19 protein-coding genes are annotated in these 20,470 nt (G+C 47.5%); 3 read left to right on the top strand and 16 right to left on the bottom strand.

What is annotated here, in order from left to right:
• Position 1 precedes the first annotated feature (1 nt).
• Positions 2–850, top strand: coding sequence for a phosphoserine phosphatase SerB (gene serB / locus ICE94_RS08240; protein ID WP_216150752.1), 849 nt, complete (start codon positions 2–4; stop codon positions 848–850).
• 91 nt (positions 851–941) lie between these two features.
• On the opposite strand, the gene ICE94_RS08235 is transcribed toward serB, so the two are convergent.
• The 7 genes from ICE94_RS08235 to ICE94_RS08205 form a co-directional block, all read right to left on the bottom strand.
• Entirely contained in the window at positions 942–2,123 is a 1,182-nt protein-coding gene (locus tag ICE94_RS08235) for an acetyl-CoA C-acyltransferase family protein (RefSeq protein WP_216150750.1), read from the bottom strand.
• A 134-nt stretch (positions 2,124–2,257) separates the two neighbouring features.
• The gene (gene rimO, locus ICE94_RS08230; RefSeq protein WP_216150748.1) at positions 2,258–3,616 is read right to left on the bottom strand and encodes a 30S ribosomal protein S12 methylthiotransferase RimO; all 1,359 of its coding nucleotides are present in this window, start codon (positions 3,614–3,616) and stop codon (positions 2,258–2,260) included.
• Positions 3,617–4,177: a polyhydroxyalkanoate synthesis repressor PhaR gene (gene phaR, locus ICE94_RS08225; protein WP_216150746.1), complete on the bottom strand. Its 561-nt coding sequence runs from the start codon at positions 4,175–4,177 to the stop codon at positions 3,617–3,619.
• An 87-nt stretch (positions 4,178–4,264) separates the two neighbouring features.
• The gene (locus ICE94_RS08220) at positions 4,265–5,005 is read right to left on the bottom strand and encodes a 3-ketoacyl-ACP reductase (RefSeq protein ID WP_216150744.1); all 741 of its coding nucleotides are present in this window, start codon (positions 5,003–5,005) and stop codon (positions 4,265–4,267) included.
• 38 nt (positions 5,006–5,043) lie between these two features.
• Complete coding sequence (phaC, locus tag ICE94_RS08215; protein WP_216150742.1) at positions 5,044–6,675, bottom strand: class I poly(R)-hydroxyalkanoic acid synthase; 1,632 nt, start codon at positions 6,673–6,675, stop codon at positions 5,044–5,046.
• Positions 6,676–6,777: 102 nt separating this feature from the next.
• Entirely contained in the window at positions 6,778–7,539 is a 762-nt protein-coding gene (gene pgeF / locus ICE94_RS08210; RefSeq protein ID WP_216150740.1) for a peptidoglycan editing factor PgeF, read from the bottom strand.
• Positions 7,532–8,569 (bottom strand): RluA family pseudouridine synthase, encoded by a 1,038-nt coding sequence (locus ICE94_RS08205; RefSeq protein WP_216150733.1) that lies wholly within the window; start codon positions 8,567–8,569, stop codon positions 7,532–7,534. Before ICE94_RS08205 ends, pgeF begins: the two co-directional genes overlap by 8 nt.
• A gap of 46 nt (positions 8,570–8,615) precedes the next feature.
• Here ICE94_RS08205 and ICE94_RS08200 point away from each other — a divergent pair, with 46 nt between their 5' ends.
• On the top strand, positions 8,616–9,443 hold the full coding sequence (locus ICE94_RS08200; RefSeq protein ID WP_255539119.1) for an outer membrane protein assembly factor BamD: 828 nt from the start codon (positions 8,616–8,618) through the stop codon (positions 9,441–9,443).
• Between the two features lie 66 nt (positions 9,444–9,509).
• Here ICE94_RS08200 and alr read toward each other — a convergent pair whose 3' ends face one another.
• Positions 9,510–10,622 (bottom strand): alanine racemase, encoded by a 1,113-nt coding sequence (gene alr, locus ICE94_RS08195; protein ID WP_216151088.1) that lies wholly within the window; start codon positions 10,620–10,622, stop codon positions 9,510–9,512.
• A gap of 51 nt (positions 10,623–10,673) precedes the next feature.
• Here alr and lplT point away from each other — a divergent pair, with 51 nt between their 5' ends.
• Complete coding sequence (lplT, locus tag ICE94_RS08190) at positions 10,674–11,993, top strand: lysophospholipid transporter LplT (RefSeq protein ID WP_216150729.1); 1,320 nt, start codon at positions 10,674–10,676, stop codon at positions 11,991–11,993.
• Here lplT and ICE94_RS08185 read toward each other — a convergent pair whose 3' ends face one another.
• The 8 genes from ICE94_RS08185 to meaB all read right to left on the bottom strand — a co-directional run bounded on the left by ICE94_RS08185 (position 11,994) and on the right by meaB (position 20,465).
• Positions 11,994–12,506, bottom strand: a complete 513-nt coding sequence (locus tag ICE94_RS08185) for a DNA polymerase III subunit psi (protein ID WP_216150727.1) — start codon at positions 12,504–12,506, stop codon at positions 11,994–11,996. It abuts the gene before it with no gap.
• Between the two features lie 3 nt (positions 12,507–12,509).
• On the bottom strand, positions 12,510–12,983 hold the full coding sequence (rimI, locus tag ICE94_RS08180; protein ID WP_216150720.1) for a ribosomal protein S18-alanine N-acetyltransferase: 474 nt from the start codon (positions 12,981–12,983) through the stop codon (positions 12,510–12,512).
• A gap of 2 nt (positions 12,984–12,985) precedes the next feature.
• Positions 12,986–13,711 carry a tRNA (adenosine(37)-N6)-threonylcarbamoyltransferase complex dimerization subunit type 1 TsaB gene (gene tsaB, locus ICE94_RS08175; RefSeq protein WP_216150719.1) on the bottom strand — a complete coding sequence of 242 codons (726 nt, stop codon included), beginning with the start codon at positions 13,709–13,711 and terminating at the stop codon, positions 12,986–12,988.
• Positions 13,712–15,289 carry a malate synthase A gene (gene aceB / locus ICE94_RS08170; RefSeq protein ID WP_216150717.1) on the bottom strand — a complete coding sequence of 526 codons (1,578 nt, stop codon included), beginning with the start codon at positions 15,287–15,289 and terminating at the stop codon, positions 13,712–13,714.
• A 142-nt stretch (positions 15,290–15,431) separates the two neighbouring features.
• Positions 15,432–15,893, bottom strand: coding sequence for a VOC family protein (locus tag ICE94_RS08165; protein WP_216150715.1), 462 nt, complete (start codon positions 15,891–15,893; stop codon positions 15,432–15,434).
• Positions 15,894–15,899: 6 nt separating this feature from the next.
• A complete protein-coding gene (accC, locus tag ICE94_RS08160) occupies positions 15,900–17,897 on the bottom strand; it encodes an acetyl-CoA carboxylase biotin carboxylase subunit (protein ID WP_216150713.1) in 1,998 nt (665 codons plus the stop codon).
• Positions 17,898–17,917: 20 nt separating this feature from the next.
• Positions 17,918–19,450 (bottom strand): acyl-CoA carboxylase subunit beta, encoded by a 1,533-nt coding sequence (locus ICE94_RS08155; RefSeq protein ID WP_216150712.1) that lies wholly within the window; start codon positions 19,448–19,450, stop codon positions 17,918–17,920.
• 13 nt (positions 19,451–19,463) lie between these two features.
• The gene (gene meaB / locus ICE94_RS08150) at positions 19,464–20,465 is read right to left on the bottom strand and encodes a methylmalonyl Co-A mutase-associated GTPase MeaB (protein WP_370623799.1); all 1,002 of its coding nucleotides are present in this window, start codon (positions 20,463–20,465) and stop codon (positions 19,464–19,466) included.
• Positions 20,466–20,470: the final 5 nt, after the last annotated feature.

Raw genomic sequence — 20,470 nt, 5'->3', positions numbered from 1 at the left:
CATGACTCAGATTGCTTTAATACATCCTGAAGGGCTTGATCCAGCTCTACTGACTGATTTAAATCAGCACTACCCCATTCATTCACAAGAAAGCAGAAATAGAGTGACCGTCATCACGACTACAAGAAGCTCTATATCGTCGCTTGAGTTACAAGAGTTAGCCAACCGCTATCGCTGCGATGCAGGCATCCTGCCTGAGCATTTTTCGGCGAACAAGATCAAAGTGTTAGCCATGGATATGGATTCAACGCTGATTAATATCGAGTGTATTGATGAAATTGCCGATGCCGTGGGTAAAAAATCAGAGGTCTCCGCGATTACAGAGGCAGCTATGCGTGGCGAAATCAAGGATTTTTCAGAAAGTTTACGTAGACGCGTAGCTCTACTAAAAGGTGTTCCAGAAGAGGCCCTGCACGAGGTGTATAGCCATCGCTTGCAAGCTAACCCTGGGGCACGCGCTTTAATTGAACGTGTGCACCAATTAGGCATTCATACTCTTTTAGTCTCGGGTGGCTTTACTTTCTTCACCAGTCGTTTACAAAAAGAATTGAACTTGTGTGAAACACATGCGAATCAACTCGAGATTCAAGATGGTGTTCTCACCGGTCAGGTTGTCGGGCCGATTGTGGATGGCGCAGCGAAAGCTCATTTTGTTCTAGCGCGCTGCCAAGCCCTAGGGTCTGATAAAACCGCAGCAATTACCATGGGTGATGGCTCTAATGATTTAATGATGATGGCAGGCTCCGGTCTATCTATCGCCTATCGCGCTAAACCGGTTGTACGTGAAAAAGCGGATCTCGCCCTCAATCAATATCACCTCGATGCCTGGCTAGACCTCTTAGAGCGATAAGCTAACTCATTGATTCAAGGGTATAAAAAAGCCGTCTACTGACTCAGTAAGACGGCTTTTATTTGGGGCTAGAAGAGCCCGACTTGCACTCTTACATACGCTCAAATACAGCAGCAATACCCTGACCACCACCGATACACATAGTGACCAATGCATATTTACCATTGATGCGTTGTAATTCATACAAGGCTTTGGTCGCAATGAAAGCACCTGAACAACCGACGGGATGCCCTAAAGCAATGGCACCGCCGTTTGGATTAGTCTTACTCATATCTAAGCCTAAACCTTTGGAGACTGCAATCGCTTGCGCTGCAAACGCCTCATTCGATTCAATGACGTCCATTTTGTCCAGTGATAAACCTGCACGTTGTAAAGCCAGCTTAGATGCAGGAATTGGGCCTTCACCCATGATGTCATTCGGCACGCCCGCGAGCGCATAAGACACCAAACGCGCCATCGGCTTATGCCCTGCTTTCGCGGCTGCATCGGCAGACGCCAAAACCATAAATGCTGCACCATCATTAATACCGGAAGCATTACCTGCTGTAACCGTACCATCCTTTTTAAAGGCGGGTCTCATTTTGCCCAAGCTTTCCATCGTGGTATTGGGTTTGCAGTGTTCATCCGTATCAAAGACCACATCGCCTTTTTTACTTTGCAAAGTAATCGGTACGATTTGTGATTTAAAGCGACCTTCGGCAATCGCTACTGCAGCACGACGATGCGACTCAACGGCTAGAGCATCTTGCTCTTCACGAGTGATATTCCATTTGGTCGCAAGATTCTCAGCAGTAATACCCATATGGCCAGCACCAAATGGATCGGTAAGTGTTGCCACCATCATATCGATCATCTTGGTGTCGCCCATACGTGCACCGGTGCGCATCGCTGGGGCACCATAAATACCACGAGACATGACTTCAACGCCACCGCCTACACCAAAATCACAATCGCCTAACATGATCGCTTGCGATGTTGTCACAATCCCTTGCAAACCAGAGCTACATAAACGGTTCACCGCCATCGCCACTGAATCCATCGGTAAACCAGCCTGAATCGAAGCTACACGCGCCACATAAGGAAAGCGCGATTCTGTAGGAATACAGTTACCGACCGTCACATAATTAATCTGCTTTGGATCTACACCAGAACGCGATACCGCTTCTTTCATGACCGTACCCGCCAACTCGGCAGGCTCTAAGCTACTCAAGGAACCACCAAAACCACCAATCGCTGAACGAACGGCGCTCAAGACAACAACTTCACGTGCCATTTGAAACTCCCTGTAATTATTATGTTCAAAGGAATAGTCTGTAAGGATAATCTTACGACTAACTGTCTAGTGCAGGCTATATGAATAATCTAGGGGTATATACTGAGCAAAACCACAAGCTATGTGGACTCTTATCAGAGCTGAGCAATCAAATCGTGGCCTTGCGTATCGACAATCGTGGCTTTAACAAATTCGCCTACACGATATTTTTTAGATATTTTTTGTGTGGGTAATAAATGAACAACACCATCAATCTCAGGCGCATCCGCAGGACTGCGTCCTAAACCACGATCGCCTTGCACTTGATCGACGAGGATACGCATTCTTTGACCTACTTTCGCTTTGAGTAATTGCGCTGAAACGGCTTCAGCCACCGCCATAAAGCGCGCTTGTCTTTCTTCACGCACTTCGGTCGGTAAGGCGCCAGGAATCTCATTGGCCTTCGCACCCTCCACCGGTGAATAGGCAAAACATCCCGCACGATCAATCTTAGCTTGCCCCATAAAGTCGAGTAAGTATTGGAACTCAGCCTCAGTTTCACCAGGAAAACCGGCGATGAAAGTGCTGCGAATCGTCAGATTGGGGCACATCGCACGCCATGCCTGAATGCGTTCTAGATTCTTTTCGCCACTGGCTGGGCGCTTCATGCGTTTTAAGACATCGGGATGCGCATGTTGCAAGGGAATATCTAAATACGGTAAAACGCCTGAACCCTCGTTAGCAAAGTCAGCCATCAAAGGCACGATCTCATCGACATGAGGATAGGGATAAACATAATGCAGACGTACCCATGCATCATGTTGACGCGCCAAACGCCCTAAAGCTTGAACCATTTCAAATAGGCGTGTCTTCACCGGCTGCCCATCCCAAAAGCCAGTACGATACTGAATATCAACACCATAAGCACTCGTATCCTGAGACACAACGAGCAATTCCTTCACGCCCGCCTCAAAAAGACGCTGAGCCTCGAGTAACACATCACCAATCGGACGAGAAACCAAATCACCCCGCATACTTGGAATAATGCAGAAGGTACAACGATGATTACAGCCTTCAGAGATCTTCAAATAAGCATAGTGCTTAGGCGTGAGCTTAATGCCAGCTGCAGGGACAAGATCGACAAAGGGATCATGGGGCTTGGGTAAATGCTCATGAACGGCTGCCAACACCTCATCGGTTGCATGCGGGCCAGTGACTGCTAACACCTTGGGGTGCACACTGGTAACGACATCAGAGCCATCGGCGTTTTTCTTTGCTCCCAAGCAACCCGTGACAATGACCTTGCCATTCTCTGCCAGAGCCTCACCAATCGCATCTAAACTTTCTTGAACAGCTGAGTCGATGAAGCCACAGGTATTCACGACCACCAGGTCTGAACCGGCGTAATCTTTACCGATTTCATAACCTTCAGCGCGCAATTGAGTCACGATTCGCTCAGAATCAACCAAGGCCTTGGGGCAACCCAAGGAGACAAATCCAATCTTACCGCTCAATTATTGATCGCTCTTTTTAGTTTTGGAAAAAGGAAAGCCTGTAAACATATTGGCCTGATCCTTCATGCTATCTTGCATTTGAGTAAAGAGATTTTTACTCTGCTCGATATAACTACCCATCATGTTTTGCATCATCATGGGATTTTGCATATTCATGAACTGCGCCCAGGCTTCTGGGGTCGCCTTCACATTGCCTTTTTGAGTCTGCTCAGCAAACTGATTTTGCATATCAATAAAGGTCTGTATATTTTTCTCTAAATAACCACCCACCATACCCTGCATAGAGTGGCCATAAAAACGAATCATCTGAGACAACATCGGGGTTGTGAACAATGGCATCCCGGCAGCCTCTTCCTCCAAAATGATTTGTAACAAAATACTGCGGGTTAAATCCTCATTAGTCTTCGCATCCACCACATTGAACTCTTCTTGGTTTAAAACCAATTGCTTCACATCAGACAATGTCACATAGGTACTCGTCTGAGTGTCATAGAGGCGACGGTTCGGATATTTCTTAATTGTCCGTGTCGCAGATTGGGTATTTTGCTTTTTATTGACCATGATTATTAAAAAAGGCTTGAATACGCATATTGTATGTGTAATTCAAGCCCTTTCCTTACAAAGCGCAGATTGTGTCTTTGCTGGGCATTAACCCATATGCAAACCACCATTGAGCGAGAAGTCAGCACCGGTTGCAAAACCGCCCTGCTCTGAACACAACCAAGACACAATCGATGCGATTTCGTCTGGGGTACCTAGGCGTTTCACAGGAATCGTACCGACAATCTTCTCTAAAACGTCTTCACGAATCGCGGTGACCATATCGGTTGCAATATAGCCTGGTGATACTGTATTCACGGTCACCCCCTTAGCCGCCGTTTCTTGAGCTAAGGACATCGTAAAACCATGAATACCTGACTTCGCCGTGGCATAGTTAGACTGACCAAATTGGCCCTTTTGACCATTCACAGAAGAAATATTCACAATACGGCCCCAACCCGCGTCGATCATGCCGTCAATCACCTGCTTGGTTACATTAAAGAGTGAGTTAAGGTTGGTATTGATCACAGCATGCCAATCTTCTGGTGTCATTTTTCTAAAGACTGTGTCACGTGTGATACCAGCGTTATTCACCAACACATCAATACGCCCCACTTCAGCTTTCACTTTGTTAAATGCGGCAACGGTACTGTCCCAGTCAGCCACATTGCCCTCTGAGGCTAGAAAATCAAAGCCCAGTTCTTTTTGTTGAGCCAACCATTTGTCTTTACGAGGTGAATTCGGGCCGCAACCTGCAATCACTTTAAAACCGTCCTTCGCAAGACTTTGACAAATAGCGGTACCAATACCACCCATACCACCTGTTACATACGCGACCTTTTGACTCATGATTTCTCCTATCTACTGTCTACTTTTTAAATAACAACTTAATCCTTGGCTTTTTCTTTGACGTAAGAGCCTGGGGCTTTTTCAATCACTTTGTACTTAGCACTACCGAAGGTTTTCGGTGCTAATTTCTGTTTACCCCCATAGGGAGCCAACCACTGCGCCCAATCAGGCCACCAGCTACCAGGTACTTCTTTAGCCTTGGCAAACCAGGCATCGGCCGTTGGTGCTAAGGTGGCATTAGTCCAATAATTACGCTTTTTCTTCGCCGGCGGATTAATCACACCGGCAATATGCCCAGAAGCCCCCAGTACAAAACGGATCTTGCCACCTTTGAGTAACTTGGTACTCTGATAAGCCGACCACCAAGGCACGATGTGATCCTCGCGCGAAGCGTATAGATAAATGGGGCACTTGATCTTGCCCAAATCTACTTTCTGGCCACAAACGGTCAAGCGATTTGGAATCTTTAGTTCATTTTGTAAATACAAATGACGCAAATACCAAACATACATCGCACCCGGTAAATTCGTTGAATCGCCATTCCAATAGAGAAGATCAAAAGGTGGCGGTGAATTACCCTTGAGATAGTTATCGACGACGTAGTTCCATACCAAATCATTGGGTCTGAGGAATGAAAAGGTATTCGCTAATTCAACACCACGCAACATACCGCACTGACTACCGCCCTTGCCACCAATCGTGGCTTCGCGCAACTGCACCAGATTCTCATCGATAAAGACATCCAGAATGCCCGTGTCTGAAAAATCCAATAGCGTGGTGAGTAGTGTCAGACTCGCTGCCGGGTGTTTATTTTGAGCAGCCATGACCGCTAGTGCTGTACTTGTAATCGTGCCACCCACGCAGAAGCCCAAAATATTGATTTGTTTTTGGCCAGCAATATCTTGTACAGTTTCGATCGCCTTGATCGCACCTTTACCAATGTAATCATCCCAAGTGGTATTAGCCATACTGGGGTCAGGATTGCGCCATGAGACCAAATAAACAATATGGCCTTGTTCTAGCAAATAGCGCACCACCGAGTTCTCAGGCTGCAAATCCAAAATATAGTACTTGTTGATGCACGGCGGAATCATCAGGTAAGGACGCTCATACACCTTAGCGGTCAGAGGTTTGTATTGAATGAGCTGAAAGAGTTCGTTTTGGTATACCACGGCACCTTCTGTAGTGGCCATGTTTTTGCCCACTTCAAAAGCCGTGTCATCGGTCTGAGAAACCTTACCCTTACCTAAGTCCGCCAAAGCATTCAAGATACCCGTGCGCAATGATTCACCTTTGGTATCAATAATTCTTTGCATCGCCTCTGGATTAGTGGCAAAGAAATTAGCCGGTGACATGGCATCAATCATCTGCTCGGTTGTAAAACGAATCCGTTGACGGGTCTTGGCATCTGCTTCAACAGCATCAGCTAAGGTCAATAGGTGTTTGGAATTTAATAGATAAAAATTAACCGTGGCCTGATTCCAAGGACTCTTCCATGCCTCTCCAGCAAAACGGCGGTCTCTGATTTCACCACCGGTCGGATTCATCATCAGTGCGGTCAAATCCTTAGCATATTGCTGCTCAATATCCACCAACTTTTCGGGTGGAATCAAAGCCATATGTTGCGGTGCCAGTTGTGGGCCCGCACCTAGACCTTGCATATTGACCATAAAAACTCCCTAGGCTCTTTTTACTTATTGAATAAGTAGATTGTGAGCCGTATTAGCCCAAGAAGTTATAAGAATTAACCCTATCTTTAGCTTAGCTCAAACTTACGTGTGCTTTTTGATCCACAGTAGTGAAGCCATTCTTCCTGTTACTTTAGAACGCCGGAAAGAATAAAACTGATCTTGCGAATAAGTGCACCAGTGATAAGCATGAATATGCCCAATACCTAATTGTGACAACTCCATGGCAGCCAGCAAATAGAGGTTTGCACAAGTTTTCCCTGCCATCCCATCACTGAAAGCCTGCGCGCGATTTGCACCCCACAAAAGAAAAATATCTTTTACTTCCTGCCCCACCTCAAAAGCTTGAGGACCGATAGCAGGGCCTAAAAAGACATCAACATCAGAGGCTTTTAAGTCAGGTACTTTTTCGCACATCAAGGCCCAAGTTTTGGTGAGTACCCCCTTCGCCAGACCACGCCAACCAGCATGCGCTAAGCCAATCACGCGAGCTTGTCGATCGACAAAATAAACCGGCAGGCAATCCGCAGTCATAATGATCAGGACTCGCTCAGCTTGTGTCGTAACTGCTGCATCAGCATCCGGGGTACCATGGACCTCCTGATCTGCATCAAGCACATGCTCACCATGCACCTGATTGAGCCACAGTGGTTCGCTGGGGAGGTATTGACGAAGTAAGTGGCGATTCTTTAAAACAGCATTTGAATCATCACCGACATGCAAAGCTAAGTTGAATGAGTCATAAGGAGCCTGACTCACACCACCATAGCGAGTCGTTTGCAATAACTCCACGCCAGATGGGATATCCCAAGCATGCTCGGCAAACAAACGCCGCTCACTAGACATCTAAGCTCTCCAAATCAACTTGAGCGACTTCAGAAGAAAAGCCAAGTTGATGAACTAAGTCAGTCATATCTGGAGGAAGCGGAGCCTGCCAGAGCATCGTTTCTTGTGTACGCGGGTGCAATATGCCCAGTACCAGCGCATGCAAAGCTTGACCTCCACGCGCAAACTCGAGCTGAGCCGCTTGAGCAGGTACCCGTTTGCGATATACAAGATCGCCTAAAAGAGGATGACCAACAGACTCTAAATGAACACGTATTTGATGGGTGCGACCTGTCTCCAATTGCACTTGGATCGCTGTGATGGATTTATCAGCCAGCTCTACCGTAGCGAGCCTCTTGATGTGGGTTATCGCAACCTTCCCCTGCTGACCACGAACAATCGCCATTTTGAGCCGATCTTTGGGATCGCGACCGATAGGGGCATCAATGGTCTGAGGTTTCACTAAGCCCCAAGCCAAAGCAAAGTAGCGTCTGACCACCCGACGAGATTCTAATTGGCGCACCAAATCTAGCTGAGCCTCAATGGTCTTGGCCACCATCAATAATCCCGAAGTCTCTTTGTCAAGGCGGTGGACAATGCCACAACGAGGCACTTCCCCAATCTTGGGGTAATGGTGCAATAAAGCATTTAAGAGTGTGCCCTGCCAATTGCCAGCGGCCGGATGCACGACCATACCCGCTGGTTTATTAATAATGAGAAGATCATCGTCCTCAAACACAATCTCAAGGGGAATATCTTCAGGCAAATAAGCCATTTCCTCAGGCTCAGGCTGAATGTCAACGCTGATGAGCTCACCGGCTTGGCTGCGATGCCGTACCTTGAGAATTTGTCCATGGGATTTGACGTAACCAGCTTCTATCCAGCCCTGAATGCGATTCCGCGAAAACTCAGGCATCAGTTGGGCCAAGACCTTATCTAAGCGCTCACCCGCTAGCGCCTCAGGGATCTCCAATTGGCGGGTCTGACCCTCTTCTGTATCAAGAAGTTCATCAGCCGAAGAAGAGAATTCTGAATCGCTCACGTTATCCATATATCATTGCATTATCGATAGTTTAAGTCCCATTACAATGGATGCAATGAATACTTTTTTGCGAAACACTTCCCTACTGGCTAGCGCTCTGATCATCTCTGTTTTAGCGGGATGCGCAGGGAGCAATAACGATGAGACGGCAGGCTGGTCTCAAAATAAACTCTTTGTCGAAGCCAAAGACGCCATGGAAGGAGGCGACTTCCCCAAATGCGTTAAATACTTTGAGCGACTCGAAGCACGTTTTCCATTTGGTCCTTATGCGCAACAGGCGCAAATTAACGTCGCCTACTGCCACTGGAAAGACGGCGAACTCGCCCAAGCGATTGTGGCAGTCGACCGTTTTATTCAATTACACCCGGGTCATGCAAGCATCGATTACGCCTACTATCTCAAAGGCTTGATCACATTTAATGACAATATGGGCTTTTTAGGCAAGCTCACAGGGCAAGATTTAAGCGAACGTGACCCGAAAGCCGCTCGCGAAGCCTTTGAAGCATTTAAAACTCTAGTGACACGCTTTCCTGAGAGTAAATACACACCCGATGCACTCGCACGTATGCGCTATATCGTGAACTCTCTGGCTGAGAGTGACGTTAATACAGCCCGCTATTACTACAGACGCGGTGCCTATTTAGCAGCTGTCAATCGTGCACAACGGGCCATTACTGACTACGATCGCGCTCCAGCGACAGAAGAAGCGCTCTACCTCATGTATAAGTCTTACGAAGCCTTGGGTATGAAAGACCTCAGCCGCGATGCACTCCGTGTCTTGCAACTGAACTTCCCACAGAGCCAAATTGTTAAGACAGGTAAGCGTACCGAACCAGTTGGACCTAAAGCATCCTGGTGGCAGTTCTGGGTCAAAGAGAAATAATTTCGACCCTTGGGGTCATCAAGAGTACAAAAGGAGCTTCGGCTCCTTTTTTTATCCGTTCAAAATTTATCGAATTTGGTACGGTACACGCTGCGCGATGGCACACATCAGCTCGTAACCAATCGTGCCACTGGCATTAGCTACATCATCAATGGCTAAGTATTGCCCAAATAGCTCTACTGGAGTACCGACATCGACCCAAGGCGCATCACTGACATCGATGGTGATCATATCCATCGATACCTGCCCCGCCATCGGGCATGAACGTCCTGTGGACCATTGTCCCGCGGGTCCAGATATCCATACCGGTGTGCCGTCGGCCGCATGCCTAGGATAACCGTCAGCGTAACCACAGGCCACCACCGCAATCCGAATAGGGACATCCGTTTTATAGCGTGAACCATAGCCCACGCTCTCCCCGGCTGATAAATGTTGTAGCGCGATGACTTCCGAGCGCAAACTCATGGTGGGCTTCAGACCCAAACCCTCAATATCAGAGGACGCTCCGGATGGAGATGCCCCGTACAACATAATGCCGGGCCGCACCCAATCAGACGGAATCTGTGGGTGCCAAATGAGGGTCGCGGAATTGGCGACCGTACGAAGCCCCGGCAAATCTGCTACGACTTTCTCAAGGGTTTGGTACTGAGCATCTACACTTGGCTGACGATCATCGTAATCAGCATTCGCAAAATGGGTCATATGAGTGATCTCAAAACCCAGGCCATGCAAGCGCTGCCACACTTGTAAATAGTCATCAGGTCTAAAACCCAGACGATTCATACCCGTATTCATTTTTAGATAAATGTGGGGGCGAGCACCAGAGAACTGCGGGGCATCGACCATGTTTTCGAGCCAATCCACTTGGCGCCACTCATGAACCACACAGTCACAGGCCAAGTCCCTCATCGCAAATAAATCTTCTTGAGCAAATAAACCCTCCAGCAAAAGAATCGGCCCCTGCCAACCAGTCTCGCGCAAGCGCTTGGCTTCTGCAAGATCGAGCAAGGCAAACCCGTCTGTGGCGGCAAAGCCCCGTGCAGCAGCCTCAATCGTATGGCCATAGGCGTTGGCTTTGATCACAGACCAGACTTTGGCTTTAGGCGCGTAAGCACGCACCAAGGCCAAATTGTGAGCCATGGCATCAGTGTGGATATGGGCAATGATCGGTCTTGACAGAACTTTCTCTCTTTCGTGGTTTAATGGCACGTTAATAACTAGATTGTACGAATGAAACCAGGTTTTTACACAATTATGGCCGCGCAATTTTTTTCGTCGCTGGCCGACAATGCGCTGCTCATCGCTGCGATTGCCTTGCTATACCAACTCCATGCACCCGCATGGATGACCCCACTGCTCAAATTATTCTTCGTACTGTCTTACGTCTTACTCGCCGCTTTTGTTGGTGCTTTTGCTGATTCACGGCCCAAAGGTCGCGTGATGTTTCTCACGAACAGCATCAAAATTGTGGGCTGTTTGGCCATGCTGTTTAGCGCTCACCCCCTCTTAGCTTATGCAATCGTTGGCTTTGGTGCTGCAGCCTACTCTCCAGCCAAGTACGGCATTTTGACCGAACTTCTACCTGCAGAGAAATTGGTAGTCGCTAATGGCTGGATTGAGGGTTTGACGGTAGGCTCCATCATTTTGGGTACTGTTTTAGGGGGAGTGCTGATTTCCGATGCGGTCACCCTATCTCTACTCAGCATCGACCTACCCCGATTCGAGACCGGTATTGATACAGGTCCAGAAGCTGCGATTGCTGTAATCGCATTTATTTACCTGATTGCAGCACTCTTTAACCTCAGAATTCCAGATACTGGCGCACGCTATCCACAACAAGAGAAAAACCCGATCAAACTCATCAAAGATTTTGAGCATTGCTTTAAAACACTTTGGAATGACCGTCTTGGGCAAATCTCTTTAGCCGTCACCACCCTGTTCTGGGGTGCAGGTGCAACCCTGCAATTTATTGTCTTGAAGTGGGCCGAATACGCTTTAGGAATGAACTTATCCCAAGGCGCAATCCTCCAAGCAGTCGTTGCCTTTGGTGTCGCAGGTGGTGCTGTCTGGGCTGCGGCTCGAGTACCGCTCAAGAAAGCTTTAAATGTCTTGATTTACGGCGTAATCATGGGCGCACTCGTGATGCTCATGGCCATTTACCGTAAGGATCTGATACCCGATGTCGCGGTCAACCTCGGCTTATTTAAGATCCAGTTGCACTTATTGATTGCCTATGTGTTCTTGATCACAATTGGCTGGATGTCAGGCTATTTTGTCGTACCCATGAATGCGCTTTTACAACACCGCGGCCACGTACTCTTGTCAGCCGGTCACTCGATTGCTGTACAGAACTTCAATGAAAATCTCTCCGTTCTGTCGATGCTCTGTCTCTATGCCCTTCTGATTTGGCTCGATGTACCGATTTCTATCGTCATCGTATTGTTTGGTAGCTTCGTGTGTCTAGTCATGATTCAGATCATGCGTTGGCATCGACGCAATCAGGCAGAATACGATTCGCTTCACCTGATCGGCGAAGAAAAACACCACTAATCAAATAATCAAAGAACGCGCCAGGATCAGGTCTTGCCAAGTTTTGGCCTTATCCTGTGCATGCTTGAGTAGATGAGCTGGATGATCAGTAAAAACGATCGGCAATTCATGACCACTAATCTCTACAGATTCGACAGTACCCCTGATGTCTTCAAAGGCTTCATCGATCTGCAACAATTTCTTGGGCAATAAACTACCCATAGCCACCACCACCCCGGCTGACTGAATATCGATTTGATTCATTTGCTGACTCGATAGGCATTGAATATCAGATCGCGTGAGATATAAAGAAGCCAGAATTCGCTCAAACAACAGTGCTGCGTCACCTGTTAAATCATCAACAATAAAGACCCATGGGGACAACCCTGGTGCGTTTGACTTCACATCTTGTTGGACAGGATCTAGCTGTGCAGCAGTTGTCGAATTTTGTGCAGCCTGAGCTTGCGGCATCTCGCCTTGGCGCAAATACCAAGTGCTAATACCCATTTCTTGTAAGTACTCATCATGGGACATGACTTAATTTCCTAAAGCTAAGTTTTTCTTCATCACGACTGCATGCTCGCGGCCATCCTCAGCAGGATAATAATCCTTGCGTACCGCCAAAGCTTCAAATCCAATCTGCTCATACAAAGCACGTGCTGGCAAATTACTTTCCCGAACCTCGAGAAATACAGTGCTGATATTTTCCTGTCGGGCAACATCATCGATCATTTGCAAACTTTTTTGTGCTAGTCCCCGGCGGCGATAGTTTGGATCAATCGTGATATTTAACAAATGCAATTCGTCTAACACTGTCATAAGCACCAAATAACCGAGCATTTTCTGTGGATGATGGGCTTCATCTAATTCCCATAAAACATAGGACCAGTAACCCGCGCTTAAAGCATCCTGAAAATGGCCCCTAGTCCAAGGAAAGGCATGCGAGGCTTGCTCGATGGCCAAGACCAAATCGAGGTCTTTTAATTCCATGGCGAGCAATTTGATATTCATGACTAAAGTGGCTGACCACGCTCAGCTAAGGTGAATGCGACCTTATTACGAATATAAAGGGGCTCTAAATCTTCAGCAGAAAGGCGCACAGGATTATCTAATGCTAAATAGGCTAGAGCTCGGGCCCTAGGGAGTATCACAGAGGAGTGATGAGTCGTCTCTGACAGGCTCTTAAAGTGTGAGGCATACACTGAAAAAGCTGACCCTACAGGGATAGCTGAGTACGCGTCTAATTGTGCTGCTAAATCATCAGGGCTCGAGAGATGAATTTCACCTTGCCTTTGAATACGACCTGCAGAATCGACCTCATAGTAGGCCCAATAGATCTCTTGCATACGCGCATCACTAGCGACACAAAGCGTTTGACCTGCATAAGCATGGTGACCTGATTGATGAACCGCTTCCCAAGCCATAGCATCAAGAGAAACAATCGGTATACAGGGTTTGTTTAAGCCCAGGGCCAAGCCTTGCCCAATACCGACTGCAATTCGAATCCCCGTGAAGGCCCCTGGACCAACACCAATAGCCAGGGCATCAAGATCCGCTAAGACAATCTTAGCTTCTGAACATGCCTGCTCAACCCAGTCCAGTACTTTTTGGCTAGCCGCAGGCCCTACATCTTCATGGCGCTCAAACAACAAGGAGGCCGATCGTCGATCGCCTCCTTGCGCTTGCAACAAGGCCACTGAACACCACTGTGTCGAGGTGTCGATGGCCAGAATGAGCAATTAGATTTCCTCGTATAAAGGCAGAGTCAAGAACTCTTCAAATTTCTCACTCGTACTCATCACATCAAAAATCTCCGCAGCACGGTCAAAATGACCCATCGCACCACTGGCTTTGACTTTCGGCAACTCTTCAGCGATCAAAGCACGCACCATTTCGGCAGTCACTTTACGACCATCTTCAAGCACACCTTTGGGTGAACGAATCCACTGCCACACCTGTGAACGGCTGATTTCAGCTGTTGCTGCATCTTCCATCAAGTTATGAATTGGCACGCAACCATTACCGGCTAACCAAGCACCCAAATAATGAATACCCACATTGATATTCATACGCAAGCCCGCTTCAGTAATCGGTGTTTCTGGTTGGAAGTTCAACAAATCAGCAGCTGTGACATTGACTTCAGGTTTTTGCTTTTCGAATTGATTAGGTTTATCACCCAAAACAGCTTTGAACTCAGCCATCGCAGGCTCAACCAAACCTGGGTGCGCCACCCAACCACCATCGTAACCATCGGTAGCATCACGCTTTTTGTCGTTAATAATGCCCTGCATAGCAATCGCATTTTTCTCAGGATCATTCTTAATCGGAATCAAGGCACTCATACCGCCAATCGCAGGGGCACCACGCTTATGGCAGGTCTTCAAGAGCAAGAGTGCATAGGCTCGCATGAATGGAGAAGTCATCGTGACTTTGGCACGGTCAGCCAAACAGAAGCTCTTGTCTACCTTGAATTTCTTGATGCAAGAGAAGATGTAGTCCCAACGACCGGCGTTCAAACCAGCGCTGTGCTCACGCAACTCATAAAGGATTTCATCCATTTCAAAGGCCGCCAAGATCGTCTCAATCAAAACAGTCGCTTTGATCGTGCCACGTGGCAAACCAATCTCATCTTGAGCCATGCAGAAAATGTCATTCCACAAACGTGCCTCTAAATGGCTTTCCATTTTTGGTAAGTAGAAGAATGGACCTGCACCACGAGCAATTTGCTCTTTGGCGTTATGGAATAGGAATAAGGCGAAATCAAAGATACCGCCTGAAACACGCTGACCATCCACAGTCACGTGTTTTTCGTCTAAGTGCCAGCCACGTGGACGAACTTGCAAAGTAGCAATCTTGTCGTTCAATTTATACAGCTTGCCATTTTGCTCAAGCTGTAGTTCGCGACGAATCGCTTTTTTCATATTGATTTGACCTTGGATCTGATTCACCCAGCTTGGGCTGTTTGAATCTTCAAAGTCAGTCATGTAAGAGTCTGCGCCGGAGTTAAAGGCATTGATCACCATTTTGGCTTCAACAGGACCCGTGATTTCTACGCGACGACACTGCAAAGCTGCTGGAATAGGAGCCACTTTCCAATCACCTTCACGAATATGTTTAGTTTCGGGCAGGAAGTCTGGCTTCTCACCGGCGTCCAAACGCTTGGCACGCTCCACACGTGCTTTGAGCAGTTCTTGACGACGTGGTTCAAAAGTACGGTGTAATTTAGCAACTAAAGCGAGGGCTTCAGGGGTCAAAATAGTGGCAAATTCTGGGGTTACTTCGGCATTGATAACCATGCCTTGTGGCAAGTTGGACATGAAAACTCCTGCAAATACAATTAGTTATAAATATTAATCGTCAATATTTTTTTGACGGAACTGACATTATGCCCTTACCAAAGAAAAATGTCCCAAAGCAGTGGAATCCCCTGCTTTGAGACCTGATTAAAGATGCGTTGTTTTAGGAAAGAGCGCTGATGACTTCAGGTGGCGCCTGAACTAATTCAATCAAAACCCCCTCGCCAGCGATTGGAAATTCATCACTGGCTTTGGGATGCAAGAAAGTAATGTCATAGCCTGCTGCACCCTTGCGTATTCCGCCAGGTGCAAAACGCACACCTTGGGCAGTCAGCCACTCAACAGCCACAGGCAAATTATCGACCCATAAGCCAATGTGGTTCAGCGGTGTCGTATGAACCGCTGGTTTTTTCTCCGGATCCATAGGTTGCATCAAATCGACTTCTACCTTGTAAGGGCCCTGACCCATGGCACAAATATCCTCGTCGACATTCTCTCGCTCAGACTGAAAAGTACCCGTCACCTCCAGACCCAACATATCCACCCACAAAGTCTGTAGACGTTTTTTGTCAGGGCCGCCAATAGCGACTTGCTGAATACCTAAAATTTTGAATGGTCGTGTCATGCTAGCTCACTCAAATCGAATAATGGGTTGATCAACTGCCAAGCTTTCGCCCTTAGCAGCCATGACTTCAGCAACCACACCATCTTGAGTAGCCACCAGAACGTTTTCCATCTTCATAGCCTCAATCGCGGCCAAACGCTGACCCGCCTCAACTTTCTGTCCGACGCTTACGGCCACATCCACTAAGAGACCGGGCATGGGTGATAGTAAGAATTTCGACATATCGGGCGGCTCTTTGTACAACATGAGCTTTTGCATCTCAGCACCCTCTGGTGAGAGCACTAAAGCATCTACTCGCACACCGTTATATTGCACACGATAAGCAAGTCCCATACGCTCGACTTGAGCAGAGATTGTCTGACCATTGACCGAGGCACGATAGATAATTTGACCCGGATTCCAATCGGTATCAATGCTGTATTTTTTGCCACCTACTGTGATGTCATAACCATGATGATTGTCATGAATCTCCGTGTTCACGTACTCCATCTTGCCTACTTCACCAGTAGCCACGACAAAATCGGTAGAAATTTTGACTTCATGACCCTCTAATTGGCCATAAATACCCGCTGCACGATCAAGGTAGCGACGGTGAACTGCAGTCGCCAATGCTGCCATGAGGTGCGGATCTTCAGGCTTTACATCCGTGGCTCTAAAACCATGAGGGAACTGCTCAGCAATAAAACCGGTATTGAAGTCTCCGGAAATAAAGCGAGGATGCTGCATCAAGGCTGCCTGGAATGGGATATTCGAATGAATGCCGCGAATCACAAACTCATTGAGGGCGCGACGCATTTTCGTAATCGCATCAAGACGATTTTCACCATGCACAATCAACTTTGCAATCATCGAGTCGTAATACATCGGAATCTCACCACCTTCATAGACACCTGTATCTACACGTACCCCGTCCACTTCCGCAGGAGGCTGATAACGAACCAAGCGACCGGTGGAAGGCAAAAAGTTACGGTAAGGATCTTCCGCATTAATACGGCACTCCATCGCCCAACCCGTACGCTGAATATCAGATTGCTTGAATGACAGTTTTTCACCTGCAGCCACGCGAATCATTTGCTCTACTAAATCTAAGCCCGTAATCGCTTCAGTCACCGGATGCTCGACCTGTAAACGAGTATTCATCTCAAGGAAGTAGAAAGATTGATCCTTACCTACTACAAACTCAACAGTACCGGCTGATTGATATTTAACAGCTTTGGCCAGTGCTACCGCCTGCTCACCCATGGCCTTGCGCGTTTCATCACTAATAAATGGTGAAGGCGCCTCTTCAATGACTTTTTGATGGCGACGCTGGATCGAACACTCACGCTCCCACAGGTAGACCGCATTACCATGCGCATCACCCAGTACCTGAATCTCAATATGGCGAGGCTCTTCGACAAACTTTTCAATAAAGACACGATCATCACCAAAGCTATTGCGTGCTTCATTACGACAAGCTGAGAAACCTTCAAAGGCTTCCTTATCATTAAAAGCTACACGCAAACCCTTACCACCACCGCCTGCAGAGGCTTTGATCATCACTGGATAACCGATACCTTTAGCAATTTCTACTGCTTTTTCTGGGGTTTCAATCGCCTCGTTGTAACCCGGAATCGTATTGACTTTTGCTTCATTAGCTAACTTTTTCGAAGCAATCTTGTCACCCATAGCAGCAATTGAATAATGCTTGGGGCCAATAAAGATGATGCCCTCTTCTTCTAGGCGCTTAGCAAAAGCCTCGTTCTCAGACAAGAAACCGTATCCCGGATGAACCGCTTCAGCACCTGTATCTTTACAAGCTTTAATGATGTTATCCATCACCAGGTAGGATTCGCGTGAGGGGGCTGGGCCGATACATACCGACTCATCAGCTAACTCGACATGACGCGCATCCTTATCCGCTTCTGAATAAACCGCCACTGTCTTAATACCCATCTTGCGTGCGGTTTTGATAACGCGACAAGCAATCTCGCCGCGGTTTGCAATCAAAATCTTCTTAAACATATTGCTTCTTTCTTAATCGGTTACAGAGGAATGTTGCCGTGCTTGCGCCATGGGTTCTCAAGCTCTTTGTCTTTCAACATCGCTAAAGAACGCGCCACTCGTTTACGAGTCTCATGGGGCATGATCACATCATCGATGTATCCACGACGACCGGCGACAAAAGGATTAGCAAACTTAGCCTTGTATTCAGCCTCACGCTCTGCCAATTTGGCAGGGTCGGATTTTTCTTCTCTGAAGATAATTTCTACAGCGCCTTTCGGTCCCATCACTGCAATCTCTGCAGATGGCCAAGCAAAGTTAACATCCCCTCGTAAATGCTTAGAAGCCATCACGTCATAAGCACCCCCATAAGCTTTACGAGTAATGACTGTGATCTTGGGCACGGTACATTCAGCATAGGCGTAGAGCAACTTCGCACCGTGTTTGATAATGCCACCGTACTCTTGCGCAGTGCCTGGCATAAAACCGGGAACGTCCACAAAAGTCACCACAGGAATATTGAAGGCATCACAAAAACGCACAAAACGTGCCGCTTTGATCGAAGATTTAATATCCAAACAGCCTGCTAAGACCAAAGGCTGATTGGCAACGATACCGACCGTCTGACCTTCGATACGCGCAAAACCAATGATGATATTTTTTGCGTAATCAGGTTGTAATTCAAAGAAATCACCGTCATCAACAGTTTTCATGATGAGCTCATGCATGTCATACGGCTTGTTGGGATTATCAGGCACCAAAGTGTCGAGTGAATAATCCAAACGCTCAGCACTATCAGCGCCTTTACGTACCGGTGGCTTTTCTTTATTAGAGAGTGGCAAGTAGTTAAAGAAGCGACGTAACATCAAAATCGCTTCTACATCATTTTCAAATGCGCGGTCACAGACCCCTGACTTGGTGGAATGAGTCATCGCGCCACCTAGTTCTTCAGCAGTCACTTCTTCGTGCGTCACCGTCTTGACCACTTCAGGACCTGTCACAAACATATAAGAACTGTCTTTAACCATAAAGATGAAGTCAGTCAAAGCGGGTGAATACACCGCGCCACCGGCACTAGGGCCCATGATCAGAGAAATCTGTGGAATCACACCAGACGCTGAGACGTTGCGTTGGAAGATTTCAGCATAACCTCCCAAAGAGGCAACCCCCTCCTGAATACGCGCACCCCCTGAATCATTTAAACCAATCACTGGTGCACCAACCTTCATGGCTTGATCCATGACCTTACAAATCTTTTCAGCATGCGCTTCAGACAGTGATCCGCCAAAGACTGTGAAGTCTTGTGAAAACACAAAGACCAAACGGCCATTAATCATGCCGTAACCTGTGACCACACCATCGCCTGGCACAGACTCATTGGCCATACCAAAGTCGGTACAACGATGTTCAACGAACATATCCCACTCTTCAAAAGAGCCTTCATCAAGAAGTAACTCAATACGTTCGCGGGCAGTCAATTTACCCTTGCCATGTTGCGCATTAATACGCTTTTGGCCACCGCCTAAGCGTGCTTGTTCACGCTTTGCCTCTAGTTGCCGAATGATGTCATGCATGTGCTGCTCTCCCTTACTTCATTAAATCTAATAAACGTCTCGCAGCTACAGATGCTGCTAATACGCCACGATTCACATCTGCAGTCATTTGCGCCAATTGCGCTTGTACCTGCGGATGCTCTTTAAATCTCTGTTTAAGACCTGCATCAATACGTTCCCACATCCAAGCTTGAGCTTGTTGCTGGCGACGCTGGGTCAGACGCCCATTTTTAGTTTGTAAGTCTTGATAACGTTTCACCTGATCCCAAAACTCTGTCACCCCCTCTTGCTTGAGCGCACTCATGCGCATCACCTGAGGATGCCAAAGTGACTCATCATGATGCGCATGATCAGGATTACCATGTAAGCCAAAAAGTCTTAAGGAGCTCGTGATGTAGGCTTGGGCTCGGGTCGCGGCATCAGGATCGATATCCGCTTTATTGATTAAGACCAAATCAGCCAACTCCATCACACCCTTTTTGATTGCCTGTAAATCATCCCCGGCATTGGGTAACTGCAAGAGCGTGAACATATCGGTCATATTGGCCACAGCCGTTTCACTTTGACCCACACCCACGGTTTCCACAATCACGACATCATGTCCTGCGGCCTCGGCCATGAGCATGACTTCACGCGTTTTTTCTGCCACACCACCCAAAGTTCCTGAAGAGGGACTAGGACGAATAAAAGCCTTGGGATGAACTGACAACTGTTCCATGCGAGTCTTATCACCCAAAATCGAACCACCGGATACCGTCGAAGATGGATCAATCGCTAAAACAGCAACACGATGACCTTGGCTAATTAAATACAGCCCTAGAGCCTCAATGAAAGTTGACTTTCCGACTCCAGGCACACCCGATATACCCAAGCGAAACGAACGACCAGTATGCGGTAAAACTGCATTGAGTAACTCATCAGCGCGCTGACGATGATCACTGCGCGTGGATTCCAACAAAGTAATGGCTTTTGCCAGAGCGCGACGCTGAGCGGGTCCATCTGTAGCCTGTGGGCCACAGATGGCATCAAACAGAATTTGCT

Origin of the sequence: Polynucleobacter sp. MWH-Loch1C5 (assembly GCF_018881775.1) — a bacterium.
In the GTDB taxonomy this organism is placed as follows: domain Bacteria; phylum Pseudomonadota; class Gammaproteobacteria; order Burkholderiales; family Burkholderiaceae; genus Polynucleobacter.
The sequence above is the reverse complement of the archived record's forward strand: the minus strand, read 5'-3'. Positions and strand labels throughout refer to the sequence as shown.